Source organism: Streptomyces sp. NBC_00377 (assembly GCF_036075115.1).
Taxonomy (GTDB): Bacteria; Actinomycetota; Actinomycetes; order Streptomycetales; family Streptomycetaceae; genus Streptomyces.
Genome location: NZ_CP107958.1, coordinates 9,119,605 through 9,133,596 on the forward strand (window position 1 = coordinate 9,119,605; position 13,992 = coordinate 9,133,596).

Consider the following 13,992-nt stretch of genomic DNA (forward strand, 5'->3'; position numbering starts at 1 on the left):
AATTATCTAGAGCCTCTAGAGAGGTTGGGGAGCGGGCCGCAAAGGCGGACAAGTCATGCACAGACAAGACATTCCACGAGAGATCGTTCGAGTAAGGAGGGAAAAGGAGACATATGTCCACGCATTCGTGACGGTGCCGGTCTGGCGCAACCCGCGCGCCGATCAGGGGCGCCCGCGCCGCGATCATCTCACCCCACCCGGCGCCGCACCGGCCACCAGGCGTTCCGAGCGCATGGTCGCAGCGCCGTTCACCGCAGCGGTGCTGGCAGGCGCCGGCTTCGTCGTCTCGTACGCGGCGATCCCGAACGATGCATCGATCCTCGTCATGCCCATGGGGAGCAGCAGGGCGCTGAACTTCGCGCTGGGCTTGACGCTGAGCGTCGCCCTGAGCTGCCTCGGTGCGGGTTTCCGCCGCTGGGCGCGCATGCAGATCTCCCGTACCGCTGCGATGCCCCCCTTCCCACAACGAACAGATGAAGGCTGCCTCGAAGCGCCCCGCGACTTCGAAGAGCCCGTCGTCCCTGTATTCCGGGAGCGCGCTTGAGCACCGAATCCACCACCGAATCGCCCGCGCGCAGCGAGGCTCCGGCAGGCGAGCGCCTCGCCGACTGGGCCGACGGCCGGCTGGGGATCTACACCCTGGCCAAGGCCAACATGCGCAAGATCTTCCCCGACCACTGGTCGTTCATGCTGGGCGAGGTCTGCCTCTACAGCTTCCTGATCCTTATCCTGACCGGTGTCTATCTGACTTTGTTCTTCCACCCGTCGATGACCGAGGTCGCATACCACGGCAGCTACGTCCCGCTGCAGGGACAGATGATGAGCGAGGCGTACAAGTCCACGCTCGACATCAGCTTCGACGTACGGGGCGGGCTGCTGATCCGCCAGCTGCACCACTGGTCGGCGCTGGTGTTCCTCGCCGGGATGATCGTGCACATGATGCGCGTCTTCTTCACCGGCGCGTTCCGCAAGCCGCGCGAGGTCAACTGGGTCTTCGGCGTCCTGCTGTTGTTCCTGGGCATGTTCACCGGGTTCACCGGCTACTCACTCCCTGACGATCTGCTCTCCGGCACCGGCCTGCACTTCATGGAGGGCGCGATCCTGTCGATCCCGATCGTCGGGACGTACCTCTCCTTCTTCCTCTTCGGCGGCGAATACCCCGGGCACGACCTCATCCCGCGGTTCTACTCCATCCACGTCCTGCTGCTGCCCGGGATCATGCTCGGCCTCGTGGTGGCGCACCTGATCCTGGTCTTCTACCACAAGCACACCCAGTTCGCCGGGCCCGGACGGTCCAACAAGAACGTGGTCGGCATGCCACTGCTGCCGGTGTACGCGGCCAAAGCAGGCGGCTTCTTCTTCCTGGTCTTCGGCGTCCTCGCGGTCATCGCGGGCATCGCCCAGATCAACCCGATCTGGGCCTTCGGCCCCTACCGGGCCGACCAGGTCGCGGCAGGCTCCCAGCCCGACTGGTACATGGGCTTCGCCGAGGGGCTGCTGCGCATCATGCCGGGCTGGGAGATCAACTTCTGGGGCCACACACTGGCCTTGGGGGTATTCATCCCGCTCGCCGGCTTCGCCGTGGTCCTGGCGCTCATCGGGGTCTACCCGTTCGTCGAGTCGTGGGTCACCGGCGACAAGCGCGAGCACCACATCCTGGACCGCCCGCGCAACGCGCCCACCCGTACGGCCTTCGGAGTCGCCTGGCTGACGGCGTACTTCGTGACGATGATCGCAGGCGGCAATGACATCTGGGCCACCCAGTTCCATCTGTCGCTCAACGCGATCACGTGGTTCGTGCGGATCTTCTTCTTCGCCGGGCCGGTCATCGCCTTCGTCGTCACCAAACGGATCTGTCTCGGCCTGCAGCGCCGGGACAAGGACAAGGTGCTGCACGGCCGGGAGACCGGCACCATCAGGCGCCTTCCGCACGGTGAGTTCGTCGAGGTCCACGCCCCCCTCAGCCAGGAGCAGCTGCACACCCTGACCGCGCACGAGCAGTACGAGCCGGCCGCGCTGACGAGCCCGCGGGTCGACGACGACGGCGTCGAGCGTCCGGTCACGCGAGCGCAGAAGCTGCGCGTGCGGCTCAGCAAGGCGTACTACGGTGCGGACGGCCAGATCAGCAAGCCGACCGCCCAGGAGTACGAGGAGATCACCAGCGGCCGCGGCCACCACTGACCGCTTACGTATGACGGCCCACCCGTGGCCGGCCTGCGGCTGGGCGCGCCGCCACCAGCCGCAGGCCGGCCCGCCAGGCAGTCAGCCGTCGCACGAGATGCCATGAAACAGGGGCAGCCGGCCGACGACAGGCCTGGTCAGCAGGGCCGCCGACCATCCGGCGACCTCGGCCCGTTGTGTCCCGTCGGCCGGATCCTGTCCGAGCGGCGGCCCTCCCGTACTTTGGCGGCCACCGCTGCGGGTGGGGCGACCGTCGGCACAAGATGCCGAGACGGCCGGGACGGCTGCTGGGCAAGCATCGCGCTCGATGTCGTCCGGGAAGGAAACCGGCAGGTCGGCGTCGCCGGATCCCCGCAGGCCAATGCAACAACGGCATCGCATCGAGGTGCTCGCGCCGGCGAGGGCAGCGACGAGGCGGCCTGTGGTCCTATTCCCGCGCAAGCCGGAACTCGGCCATGAGCAGGCCGGGCGCCCGCTCGACGGTGCCGACACGGGTGAAGCCGAGACGCTCATAGAGAGCGATGGCCGGGCGATTGTCCGCGCCCGTGCTGACCAGCGCCTGCCCGGTGGGGGCCAGCTCGGTCAACAGGTGATCGAGCAGTCTCAGAGCCAGACCGCGGCGAAACCATGTCGGATCGACGCATACCCGGTCGATATCGATGCCGTTTCCTCGCGCCAGGCGCTGCCAGGCAACGAAGGCGGCAATGTGACCGTCACGCGTCGTCATCCCGAGCCAACGCAACGGCTGGGCCCGCATCTCTTCCAGGCTCTCCACGAGAGTGGGTATTCCGTCAAAACCGATCAGCGCGGCCTCGACTGCATACGACCGGCGGCCGGTCAGGTGCACCGCCGTCGCCGTCGCCACGTCCGTCAGGTCCAGCTCGCTGACGAACACAGCCGGACCGCATTCACTGCCCCCGCGCCGCTCGAGATGAGACGCAACTCTGCTGTATGAACGCATGACCTGCCTTGCCGTAGAGGTCCGAAGGTCAGCGACAAGCGTGTGTCGCGGCCGGCATGCAGCACCTGAGCAAGAGGCACTCATGTGCCCACGACTCGCCGCTGCGCAGCCGACCATCCGTTGACTGACTGCGGCCCGGTACCCCCGGCTGGTGACGACCGTGGCAACGCCGCACCGAAACGCGGGGCAGCCGTTGGCTTTCGCGTACGGGCGGCCCCCTGAACGTCAGAGGGAGGACGCGATCAACTGCCGCTCGGCGGCGTGCGTGGCGCGACAGCCCGCAGCGAGTACATGATCGGCAGGTAGGTGTCGCTGAAGGGGAACCGGTAGAGACCGTCGGCGCCTCGAGGCAGGATGTGGCGGCCGTCGGATTCCGTCTCCGTATGCTCTGCCAGCCGTTCCACAACCAGGCCCGCCGAAGCGGCAGCAGTCACGATCTCACCGAGCGAGTAGGGGAACTGCACCGTCTGCCGTGGCGCCGTCACGACGCTCGGATCTGCATAAGTGCCGGTCAGAGCGACGTACTGAGCCTCGCCGCCGCCGTAGGGCCAGTCGGCCACGAAGGGTTCGAAGCTGAGGACGCTCTGGAAGGCCGGATGAATGTCCACCAGGACCAGTCGGCCTCCTGGCCTGAGCGCCCGCGCGGCCCCCCGCATCCACGCGTCGACATCCGCGATCCAGGACAACACGCCGTACGTGGCGACGACGACGTCGAACCCGGCCGCAAGGCTGTCGGGCAGGCGCTGAGTGTCCGCCACGACGAAGTCCGCGACCAGTCCCGCCTTTTCGGCGAGGTCCTGGGCACGGGTGATCGCTACGGGGGAGAAGTCGACTCCGGTGACCCTCGCGCCCAGGCGGGCCCAGTTCAAGGTGTCCATGCCGAAGTGGCAGTGCAGGTGGAGCAGATCCTTGCCCGCTACGTCACCGGCCAGTTCACGCTCGATGCTGCGCAGCGTCTGCTGACCGCCGAGAAACGCCTCCACGTCGTAGGACTGATCGGTGGCCGTCGTGCCGTGGGTTTCGGCCAGGGAATCCCACAGCGCCCGGTTGGCGGCAAGCCCCTCAGCGTGCCCGTCCCTGCGCGCGTCGGCCTCCTCCACGCCGAAGTCGTCCTCTGTAGCCATCGCGAACCTCCTGCTCCTGACCGCACTCGCGTGCGGCCCCACGCGTCGGGATTCTCCAGGATGCAGGAGCACCCCCACATGAGTAGGAGATACTCGGCTGGAGCAGAAGCTGCTCGCCCAAGCGTGCTGAGCCCTCCGGCGCGGACGGCCCGCCCCGACACGCGCCTCGCCCTCGAAGACCAGCCTTGTGACCGGCCTTGTTCCGGGTTTGAGTACCGCTTGCTCAGTCGCCCCAGGACTGCGCGGCGTCTCCTGGAAGAGTCACACAGCAGCTCTCCGAGGCCGTGATCACCATGACTTGCACCGCACCTCCCACCGCCGCCAGGACGACAGAAGACTCCTTCACCCTCGCCGCGACCGGACCGTCCACGCAGGCTCGGACCGCCGGCGCGTGGGGGCTGTCGTTGCAGTGCGGTCCGCCGGCGCCCGCGACCGCACGCCGCGAGGCCCGCAGGGTGATGCACGCCTGGGGAGCCGACGAGGAAACCGTGGACGACGCCCTGCTGGTCGTCTCGGAGCTGGTGACCAACGCGGTGCAGTACGCCGAGCCGCCCGTCGCCGTGTCCCTGTGCTTCTTCGACGACCGGGCGATCCTGGTCGCGGTCACCGACGGCGGCCCCCGCACCGAGGACCAGTACGACGACCGGCCCGCCGACGAGCACGGACGCGGCACCTTCATCGTGGACGCTGTGACCGTAGGCGCCGGCGATGTCACCGGGCAGGACGGGCGGGTCAGCCACTGGGCAGTCGTCGGGCCCTCAGCGCTGTGACGGTGTACGGCCGGAACGAGAGGTCCGGCCCAGCCGGGACAACGGCGATCGTGACCTTGAGCGCCCACTGCTCCCGCCCCGCCCCGCCAAGCCGCATGCCGGCGCGGGCAGCCGGCCGCCCGTCCAGCCGCAAGGCCACACCCCCCGAGATCCGCGCACCGAGCAACCAGGAGGACAGCAATGCACGAGCCCCTGAAAGCAGTAGCCCTCACCGCAGCTGTAGCCGGCGTGCTGCTCGCCGCTCCCATCGTCTCGATCGTCGCGGCGAGGGCGGCGGCCCCGGTCCACATGGACGACAGTGCCACACTCCACGATGCAGAGCACGAAATCGTCGATCGGCACGACGACACCGGCTGCCCGTGTGAGAACGCGGACGAATTCCATCCCTGCGCGGTCGACCGCCCGGACGGCGCTACGGGAACGGCCGCCTGGAGAACGGCCGGGGAACACACGGTCGTCATCAGCCTGGGCAACGCGACCGGTCTGCCCGACGGCTGCTGGTGGGGCCCCGACGCGCCCGCTCTGCGTACGGCCGGCGACCGTCCCATGCTGTTCGTCGGCGTCACCCGGACCGGGTGATCCGTCCCCCCGGCGCATGACGGCCGCGCAGAGGCTCCAGCCGGCGCTGAGTGCACAGGGTGCGTCCACCCCCTGTGAGCGGCTCGCCAGATGACCGCCATTACCTGACAAGGATGACCGACCCATGCCTCTCGTCACGCTCAACGACCTGCACTCCGCCCGTCAACGCCTGGAGCCAGTGGTCTCCCGTACGTCGCTGCTCAGGGCTCCATGGGCCTCCTGCGGACATCGGTCTGTCTTTCTGAAACCAGAAAACCTGCAGATCACCGGCTCGTTCAAAATACGTGGCGCATACAATCGGCTGTCGCGGATGTCCGAGTCGCAGAAGACCCGCGGCGTCATTGCCCGATCGAGCGGGAACCACGGCAAAGCACTTGCCTACGCGGCCCGGCAGGACGGCGTGAAAGCGACGATCGTCATGCCCTCCACGGCCGCCAAGGTGAAAATCGACGGGGTCCGGGAGTACGGGGCCGATGTGCGCTTCGCTTCCCCCGAAGAATGCCCAGCCCTCACTGAGCAGTTGGCCGCGGAACACGGCTATGTGATCGTGCCCCCCTTCGACGACCTGGACGTCATCGCGGGCCAGGGAACGGTCGGCCTCGACATATACGACGAAGCGGTGGCTGCGGGACTCGACATCGGCACGGTGCTGGTGCCCGTCAGCGGAGGCGGACTGATCTCAGGTGTCGCCGCTGCACTGAAGTTCACACACCCCGGCATACGGGTAGTGGGCGTAGAGCCGGAGCTGGCGGCGGACGCCGGAGAAAGCCTGCGCGCCGGACGGCGCGTGACCTGGCCGACCGAGCGTGTCAGCCGGACCATGGCCGACGGCTTGCGCATGACGACCGTGGGGGAGCACACCTTCGAGCACATGCGCGTTTTCGTCGACGACATCATCACCGTCACCGAAGAGGAGATCTGCTCGAGCGTGGCCCTTCTGGCGCGGCATGCGGGCATGATCGTCGAGCCGTCCGGGGCGGTCACCACCGCGGCGTACCTCTACCACGAGCGCGACCTCCCCGCTGCCGGGGGCCACGTGGCGGTGATCAGTGGAGGGAACGTCGATCCCGACCTGTTCGAACTGCTGCGTAAAGAAGCCCCGTTGCCCTTCCAGCCCTGCCGCAGGCGAAGCAAGGCCGGGCACGAAGCGGAGCACTGAGACCATCTTCCACGCAGTGAGGCGGACGAGCCCTTGCCACCACACCCCTGCCGGGCGCGTGACCCAGGATGAGCACCCATTACTCAAGCACCCTCGCACTCTCGTACACAGGATGAGCGCACGAGGTGAATACGCGTGCCTCATCGCCCAATGCGAAAGCCTCCAGATATCACCTAGGAGCAGGAGAAATGAGCAAAATAAGAAGGGTCATAATCGTAGCGGGGGCGGCCGTCGCCGTCGTGGCTGTGCCCTCGCTGGCACATGCCGCCCCCGGCGGCGGCCCGTCGGACGGACACCGCACGTCCACCGCGGCGAGCCGGACCATGGACCCGGGCGGCGGCGGAGGCAGACTCGCAACCGATTCCTCGAGTCTCGGCCGGACCATGGACCCGGGCGGCGGCGGAGGCAGACTCGCAACCGATTCCTCGAGTCTCGGCCGGACCATGGACCCGGGCGGCGGCGGAGGATGACCGCGCTGTCGAGGGCCAGGCGTTGGGAGGCGCCGGGGCGACGCGGCGTGGACGAGGACATGACTGGACGACATCGTTGATCGTCCGTGTGATGGGTTACGCGCAGGACAGCGCCGACCGCATAAGACATCCACGTCATCGCGGCAACCGCCTTTGACGTGTCGGCGGCCGGCCCGCCGGCTCCTGGTTTACGGCCGATGGGCGGCTGGGCTGGGACGAGGGCGCCACACCCTCGTTCTTCTCGGCCCGCCCTCGCCGCCCACATGTCCGGCAGACTTCGTCATGCCGGACTCAACGGCACTGTCCCGCAACCCGTGCCGCTCCCGCGCGCTTCGGCGTCAAACTGGTTGTTCCGAGTCGGCACGACGGAGTCCTGGGCCGTCAGCCATTCTGCGGGTCTGGAGAAGTTGACGCCCACACAAGCCCAGTCAGGCCTGGCAAAACGGCAAGGGCGGGACCTGCTCAGCTTATAGACATCGTGTTCCATGTGATGCTTTGGAACAGCCGCTGGCAGTAGCACACCAGGCGAAGCTCCGCTGCCGGTGTGAAGGCGATGTCGAGGCTTACGATGTCGAATCTCCCGCCCCTCGATCACCATGCTGCTCATGCGGTCCGGTAGCATTTGTCTGACCGGTCGCCCCTTGAGGGAGCAGTCGAATGCAGGGCTGGGCAGACAGATGGCCGCTCATCGGGCGACAGCCATTCATGGATTCCTTCGCCCGGGACCTGTCCGACGGACACACCCGGGGCTGGATGATCTGCGGGCCGGCGGGAGTGGGTAAGACCCGCCTGGCTGATGAGTTTCTGGAACTGGCAACCGCCCAGAGCGGACGACGCACTGCGAGGGCCGTAGCAGGCAAGGCTGCCGGGCAGGTACCCCTCAGCGCGATCGCCCACCTGCTGCCCCCGGACGTCGACCTGGCAGACCCGGTCAGCGGCTTCCGAGCCGTCGCCCGGACCATGGCCGCAGAGCCAGGCAAGCCCACCGTGGTCTTCGTCGACGACATGCACCATCTGGACAGCTCATCAGCCGTTCTGCTCGGCCAGCTCCTGGACTCCCAGGTCATCGTCCTGGTCGGCACCGCCCGCACCGGTGAACCAGTCAATGACGCTGTCGAGACCCTGCTTCGACGCGGGGACCGCGTCCGCCGCATCGACCTGTCCCACATGGACCGCACCCAGGTCGAGACACTCGTCCAGCGCGTCCTCGGCGGCCTCGTCGGCCACCGCACCCTGCACGCCCTGTACACCGCAAGCGGTGGAAACGTCCTTTTCCTGAAGGAACTCGTCCTGGGAGCCGTCGAAGCAGGCACCCTCAGCCTCAACGGCGAAGTCTGGGAGATCCCCGATCACTGGCTCGCCGTCACCCCTCACCTCAACGACCTGATCACCGCCAAGATCGCGGCGGCGCCGCCCGCGGCGCTCCCGCTCCTGCAAGCCCTTGCCCTCTGCGGCCCCCTGTCCGTGACCGACGCCGCATCTCTCATCGACCGCGCTCACCTGGCCGAAGTCGAGAGCTCAGGCATCATCCGGGTCACCCCGAACGGACGAAGAATCACCGTCGCGCTGTCCCACCCCCTGTACAGCGAGGTCATAGCCGCCGGTATCTCACCCCTCCAGCGCTACGACCTGGGTCTTCGTCTGGCTGAGCGTCTCGAGACCCACGGACTCAGACGCCGCGACGACGCCCTGCACGTCGCTTCCTGGCGACTGGCGGCCATCGGCACCGCCGATCCCGCCCTCCTGGTCCAGGCCGCCGCCATCGCGATGAACGCCAACGACAGCGAACAGGTCATCCAGCTGCTCACTGCGATCAAACCGGACCAGCACACGCTGGAGACCCGGATCCTGCTGGGCAGAGTGCTGACGTACACCGGCCGCCTGGAGCGCGCCGAAGCGGTCCTCGCCGAGGCCGACGCCCACGCCCGCGACGATCAGGAGAAGATCACCGCAGTCACCGCCCGGAGCATGAACCTGTTCTGGTCCAGCCCGCGCCTCGACCAGGCACTGTCCGTGTTGGCTGATGCCCGCACAGTGCTGCGAAGCCGGACGGCGAAGCAACAGCTGCATTTCCTGGAAGGAGCCATGCAGGCCGTCTCCGGGCTGCCGGAGGCCGGGCTCCAACTGCTCGAGAGCCTCCCCGGAGCCCCGCATCAGGACAGCCCTGACATCTGGCTGCTGGCGGCGACGACGAAAGCCGTGGGTCTGGCCGTTGTCGGCCGCGTGGCGCAGGCCAGGGCACTGGCCGAGCACGGGCACAGCATGCACCAGGCGATCGGTGGAGGAACGCTTCTGCCGCATCCCGCGATCCAACTGGCGCCGCTCGTGCTGGCGCTCTCGGAGGCCGGTCTGATCGGTGAGGCCCGCGAGACCTGCCTGAGCGCTTTCGACACGCTTCATGATTCGCCCTCCCCCCTCGGCCGCCAGTGGCTCGCCTACTTCATCGCGCGAACGGAGTGGCTGGCCGGGCGCCCCTCCAGTGCCCGCCGCTGGTATGCGGAAGCCGCCGCCATCGCGCGTACGCACCAGCACACCAGGACCACCAGGCTCTACGTATCGGGTTTGATCGCCTGCGCGGCACTGGCCGGCGACATCGACACGGCCGAGTCCCTGCTCCCGCAACTCGAACAACACGCACCGAGCGGGTTCATGGCCGGCGAGGAGACTCTCGGCACTGCCTGGCTGCACGCCGCCCAGGGCAAGCTCAGCCGCGCCCGCGACGTCCTGCGCACCGCGGCCGACGACGCTCGTCGCACCGGCCACACCCTGTCCGAGGTCCTTCTGCTCACCGACATCGCACGCCTCGGTGACGCCGTGAGCGTCCAGCACCGCCTCACCGAACTCGCGACCCAGTGCGACGGAGCCCTCACCCACACCCGCGCACGGTTTGCCACCGCACTCGCCGACAACGACCCAGGCCGCCTCATGGAGTGCTCACACGCTTTCCAGCAGATGGGCTCGCCCATCCTCGCCGCTGAAGCATCAGCCGCATCAGCCGGCGCCTGGACCCACCAGGGCGACCCCCGCAAAGCCACCGCCGACGCCACTCGGGCCGCAGCCCTCGCGGCCCAGTGCGAAGACGCCCGGACCCCGCTCCTGTCCACGCTCGGCGCCCCCTCCGTCCGCCTGACCAAACGCGAACAAGAGATCGCCCTGATGGCCGCCGCCGGGAATTCCAGCAAAACGATTTCCGAACACCTCACGCTTTCCGTCCGAACCGTCGACAACCACCTCCAGCACATTTATCTCAAACTCGGCGTACGCACCCGGGCCGACCTCGCAAAAGCCCTTGAATACGAAGCGGGACGCCAACAAAAATCACCTGGAGTGTGACCTACTGCAACTATTCCGCCAGTCAAACCGGGAACGTCTCGTTCTTCAGGTGGAACGGCGGCCCCATGTCGGACCTATGGCTTCTCCGGAACTGAGACGGCCGAGAATCTGCACCGGAAGACCGTCCAGCAGTTGGGTGACGCCTGCTGTGTCGCAACCGGCACCCAGCAGCTCCCGATCTGCGATGAGTGCAACGCTTTGGCGCTGCGTTCATCCCAATTGCGCCGCCAGGCTTCCCGAGCGGGGTCGCCTGGCCCACGCCACCGCCTACAGTGCCCGTGGTTGTTCCACGCTGCCGAGAGGGCCTCACGTCTCGCACTCAGCTGCTTTTCGCCCGGGTGACCGCCGCGTGGAGTTCGTCCAGGAGTGCATGGCCTGCCGAGTCGTCGCTGACTCCTATGTAGAACGAAGCCGCCTCTGGTGCACCCGACCACAGTGCGGTGACGCTCATCCCGAAGTCGTCGGGAAGCAGCCTGCTCAATCGCCCGGCCGATGTGGAGTTCCCGCGGGCCAACCGCTGAAATTCGGACGACTCGCTGAGACTGATGCCGTCCAGCCGCGCAGAGTGGACATGGACGCCGCGTTTCTTCCCCTCCACAGCCACGAGGACGTACCGGGGCGTGACGACAACGACCGTGCGGTGCTCGGTGTCCGGATCTGCCGGGCCGGTGAGCCGTGACAGCAGTCCCGGCTTGCGCAGGCGCACGCTCCAGGTCTCGTGCAAGTTCACTGCTGCGCCGAGGACGTCGCCGAGTTGGTGAGCCTCGGCGTGCGCGGTCACCTCGGTCCGCAGCGCTGCGTCGAGCTGAGATGCCGTACGCCGCTTGGTCGTGCGTTCATACAGGCGGTTCATGCATACGGACCTTCCGTACCGGACAAAGAAAGGCCTCGCCGGGCAGCTGACAGGGTGGGGTGATCGGGGGTGACGTGGGGAGTGAGGATGGCGATGGCTCGGGCGTAGTGCCGGGCCGCCTGGTCGTGCTCGCCGCGCTGACGGTGTGCGGTGGCCAGGTTGACCAGGGTGGTGGCGAGGTCGGGGTGGGAGTCGCCGAGGAGGCGTGCCTTGATGGCGAGAGCTCGGGTGTAGCCGTTGATGGCGGCGGTGTGGTGGCCTCGGCGGTGCTGGATGGCGGCGAGGTTGTGTGTGGTGACGGCGATCTCGTAGTGCTCGGCGCCGTGGACGCGCTGGAAGACCGTGAGAGCGGCGCGCAGTTGGGTTTCCGCATCGCAGGGGCGGCCGCAGCCGTCCAGGAGAGCGGCCCAGGCGGCCCGGTCGGCCGCGACGAGCAGGTGGTCGGGACCGTGCAGACGGCTGCGGATGCTCACCGAACGGGCGGCCCACGGCTCGCCCTCGTGGTGGGCGCCGCGGGTGTGGGCCAGGCCGCCCAGGTTGTGGCACAGGGTCGCGACGGTGTCGTGGTCACTGCCGTAGGTGTTCTCGCAGATGGCCAGGGCTCGCAGATAGAGGGTCCGGGACCGGTCGAAGTGCCCGGCGTACTTGCCCAGTACGCCCCACTCGTTGCACACCTCGGCGACATCGGGGGAGTCGGGGCCGTAGGTGTGTTCGGCGGCGTTGAGCGTCAGCGCCAGCAGGACACCGGCGCGTCGGTAGTCGCCGCGCTCACGCCAGAGGCGGGCCAGGGCGAGCTGGGCACCCAGACGCCCGGCGGGATCGTGGCGATGGCGGGCGACGGCTGCCCGCAGGGCGGCTTCGGCGGGCTCGGTCTGTCGGGGCGGGGTCATGATGCTGAGTCCTTGGGCAGGGGGTGCTGCGGCGTAGCGACCGGGATACGCATGAGCGGTACGGGCAGGTAGCGGCCTCTGCGATGCCACAGGAAACCCGCGGTCAGTGCCAGGGCGGCGGCGCAGACGGGGAAGAGAGCGCGCAGAGCGCCGGCGGCGAGCAGGGTGCTGGTGGCCGCGGCGCCGACGGTGAAGCCGCCGGTCCAGGCGAGCATGTGGGCGCCGTTGTAGCGGCCGAGCAACGCGGACGGAGCGATGTCGTTGACCAGAGTGGGCGGCACGGGGCTGAACAGCGTGCCGCCCACGGCGAAAATGACCGCCGCGACGGCGAGGATCACCGGCGAGGGATGGCGGGAGACGGCGATGACGGTCCAGGCGAGGGCCATGCACGTGAGCGCCGCAGCCAGGACGCTGGCCCGGCTCCTTCCTGGCAGTCGTCGCTCGACGGGGATCTGCAGGACCGCGCTGGTGACCATGAACGCGGCGAACATCCAGCCCAGTGCGGCCTGCGTGCCGTCGGCAGTAGCCAGGGCGGGGAGGCCGATCTGAAGCTGGGCGAACCCGGCGGCGACAGTGAAGCCCACCAAAAGGCATATCCGACGCAGGACCGGGTCTGCCACCGCCGTGGCGTACCCGACGCCCGGCCCCACCGCCAGGGGCCCAGCCGGCTCCTTCCCCTGCGGGGCCGCGGGTCGGGTGAAGGAGGTGACCCGTAGGGCGAGAAGCAGGGCGAATCCGGCGAAGGAGAGAGCGTCCAGGACGTAGAGCATCGTCAGTCCGCTGCCGGTGCCCAGCACGACGAGCGTGACCGAGGCGGCTGCGGCGCCCAGAGCACCCCCGAGGTTGACGGCCGTGTTGCGCCAGGCGAATGCCGCCTGGCGGACGGGGCCCGGTGCCGCCTGGGCCAGCATCGCGTCCAGGGCAGGGGCCAGGACGGTGAAGGCGGCAGTGTGGGCGAGCATCGCCGCGCCGCCCGGCAGCGGACTGGCGGAGGTGGCCATCCCCAACGAGCACACCGCAGTCACGGCCAGGGCCGCGACGACGACCGCTTTCGGCCCGATCCGGTCACACAGGACGCCCCCGAGGGTGGCACCGGCCAGCGCCACGAGGGCCCGTGCGACGAGCAGCAGGCCGACGACGCCGTCCGGGGTGCGACACACCTCGTCCAGATAGACGAGCAGAAACGGGACGGTGGTCCCCGTCCCGATGCTGGACAGCAGTTCCCCGCCCACCACGATCCGCGCCGCCGAGGGAAGACGGCGAGTCCTTTCCGCGTGGGGGGCGGACCGGAGCCGGGCACGGGCACGGTCGCGGATCGTTTCGGATGTCGGCACGGCCGGGGCTCCCTATCGGTCCCACGTGCCGTCGCCGGCGGCCGCTGTCTGCGCGACCAGCGGACCGGTGTCGGGGTGGACCTTGTCGTACAGGTAGACGGAGTGGGCGCTTGCGGGGAAACACTGGACAGTGGTGAAGCCCCGTTCCGACACCGCGTCCTCCAGGTCGTCGCGGCTCCGCCGCCGGGCGAAGCGCACGTCGAGGCGGGCACGGCCACGGGCCTTTCGGTGTGCTGGGCCGAGCGCACAGCTGCGTGCCGGGCGGCCGAATGCCGCGACGATGTCCGCCCGTTCGGCCGGGACGCCTGGAACTCCGGGATTCCCACCACACCCGGACC

12 protein-coding genes are annotated in these 13,992 nt (G+C 68.5%); 6 read left to right on the plus strand and 6 right to left on the minus strand.

What is annotated here, in order from left to right:
- The first annotated feature begins 55 nt into the window (after positions 1–55).
- Complete coding sequence (locus OHS71_RS40605) at positions 56–544, plus strand: hypothetical protein (RefSeq protein ID WP_328484295.1); 489 nt, start codon at positions 56–58, stop codon at positions 542–544.
- Entirely contained in the window at positions 541–2,181 is a 1,641-nt protein-coding gene (gene qcrB / locus OHS71_RS40610) for a cytochrome bc1 complex cytochrome b subunit (protein WP_328484296.1), read from the plus strand. Before OHS71_RS40605 ends, qcrB begins: the two co-directional genes overlap by 4 nt.
- Before the next feature lie 427 nt (positions 2,182–2,608).
- On the opposite strand, the gene OHS71_RS40615 is transcribed toward qcrB, so the two are convergent.
- Together OHS71_RS40615 and OHS71_RS40620 are read right to left on the minus strand one after the other, a co-directional pair.
- Entirely contained in the window at positions 2,609–3,076 is a 468-nt protein-coding gene (locus tag OHS71_RS40615) for a GNAT family N-acetyltransferase (protein WP_328484297.1), read from the minus strand.
- Between the two features lie 308 nt (positions 3,077–3,384).
- Entirely contained in the window at positions 3,385–4,266 is an 882-nt protein-coding gene (locus OHS71_RS40620; protein WP_328484298.1) for a class I SAM-dependent methyltransferase, read from the minus strand.
- 293 nt (positions 4,267–4,559) lie between these two features.
- Here OHS71_RS40620 and OHS71_RS40625 point away from each other — a divergent pair, with 293 nt between their 5' ends.
- From OHS71_RS40625 to OHS71_RS40640, 4 genes are all read left to right on the plus strand, one after another.
- Positions 4,560–5,036 carry an ATP-binding protein gene (locus OHS71_RS40625; protein WP_328484299.1) on the plus strand — a complete coding sequence of 159 codons (477 nt, stop codon included), beginning with the start codon at positions 4,560–4,562 and terminating at the stop codon, positions 5,034–5,036.
- A gap of 180 nt (positions 5,037–5,216) precedes the next feature.
- Positions 5,217–5,615: a hypothetical protein gene (locus OHS71_RS40630; protein ID WP_328484300.1), complete on the plus strand. Its 399-nt coding sequence runs from the start codon at positions 5,217–5,219 to the stop codon at positions 5,613–5,615.
- A 124-nt stretch (positions 5,616–5,739) separates the two neighbouring features.
- Positions 5,740–6,774: a threonine ammonia-lyase gene (locus OHS71_RS40635; RefSeq protein ID WP_328484301.1), complete on the plus strand. Its 1,035-nt coding sequence runs from the start codon at positions 5,740–5,742 to the stop codon at positions 6,772–6,774.
- Positions 6,775–7,949: 1,175 nt separating this feature from the next.
- A complete protein-coding gene (locus OHS71_RS40640; RefSeq protein WP_443047143.1) occupies positions 7,950–10,577 on the plus strand; it encodes a LuxR C-terminal-related transcriptional regulator in 2,628 nt (875 codons plus the stop codon).
- A gap of 319 nt (positions 10,578–10,896) precedes the next feature.
- Here the strand turns inward: OHS71_RS40640 and OHS71_RS40645 are convergent, their stop codons facing one another.
- The 4 genes from OHS71_RS40645 to OHS71_RS40660 are packed head-to-tail and all read right to left on the minus strand — an operon-like array spanning position 10,897 to position 13,852.
- The gene (locus OHS71_RS40645) at positions 10,897–11,430 is read right to left on the minus strand and encodes a hypothetical protein (protein ID WP_328484303.1); all 534 of its coding nucleotides are present in this window, start codon (positions 11,428–11,430) and stop codon (positions 10,897–10,899) included.
- Positions 11,427–12,320 carry a tetratricopeptide repeat protein gene (locus tag OHS71_RS40650; RefSeq protein ID WP_328484304.1) on the minus strand — a complete coding sequence of 298 codons (894 nt, stop codon included), beginning with the start codon at positions 12,318–12,320 and terminating at the stop codon, positions 11,427–11,429. The genes OHS71_RS40645 and OHS71_RS40650 overlap by 4 nt, the downstream gene beginning before the upstream one ends.
- Positions 12,317–13,654 carry an MFS transporter gene (locus OHS71_RS40655; protein ID WP_328484305.1) on the minus strand — a complete coding sequence of 446 codons (1,338 nt, stop codon included), beginning with the start codon at positions 13,652–13,654 and terminating at the stop codon, positions 12,317–12,319. The genes OHS71_RS40650 and OHS71_RS40655 overlap by 4 nt, the downstream gene beginning before the upstream one ends.
- 12 nt (positions 13,655–13,666) lie before the next feature.
- Positions 13,667–13,852 carry a hypothetical protein gene (locus OHS71_RS40660; protein ID WP_328484306.1) on the minus strand — a complete coding sequence of 62 codons (186 nt, stop codon included), beginning with the start codon at positions 13,850–13,852 and terminating at the stop codon, positions 13,667–13,669.
- Positions 13,853–13,992: the final 140 nt, after the last annotated feature.

What these genes read in the sequence shown, in the direction of transcription:
- OHS71_RS40605 (WP_328484295.1), top strand. Translation starts at nt 56, where the DNA reads ATGCACAGACAAGACATTCCACGAGAGATCGTTCGAGTAAGGAGGGAA.
- OHS71_RS40620 (WP_328484298.1), bottom strand. Translation starts at nt 4,266, where the DNA reads ATGGCTACAGAGGACGACTTCGGCGTGGAGGAGGCCGACGCGCGCAGG.
- OHS71_RS40625 (WP_328484299.1), top strand. Translation starts at nt 4,560, where the DNA reads ATGACTTGCACCGCACCTCCCACCGCCGCCAGGACGACAGAAGACTCC.
- OHS71_RS40630 (WP_328484300.1), top strand. Translation starts at nt 5,217, where the DNA reads ATGCACGAGCCCCTGAAAGCAGTAGCCCTCACCGCAGCTGTAGCCGGC.
- OHS71_RS40635 (WP_328484301.1), top strand. Translation starts at nt 5,740, where the DNA reads ATGCCTCTCGTCACGCTCAACGACCTGCACTCCGCCCGTCAACGCCTG.
- OHS71_RS40640 (WP_443047143.1), top strand. Translation starts at nt 7,950, where the DNA reads ATGGATTCCTTCGCCCGGGACCTGTCCGACGGACACACCCGGGGCTGG.
- OHS71_RS40645 (WP_328484303.1), bottom strand. Translation starts at nt 11,430, where the DNA reads ATGAACCGCCTGTATGAACGCACGACCAAGCGGCGTACGGCATCTCAG.
- OHS71_RS40650 (WP_328484304.1), bottom strand. Translation starts at nt 12,320, where the DNA reads ATGACCCCGCCCCGACAGACCGAGCCCGCCGAAGCCGCCCTGCGGGCA.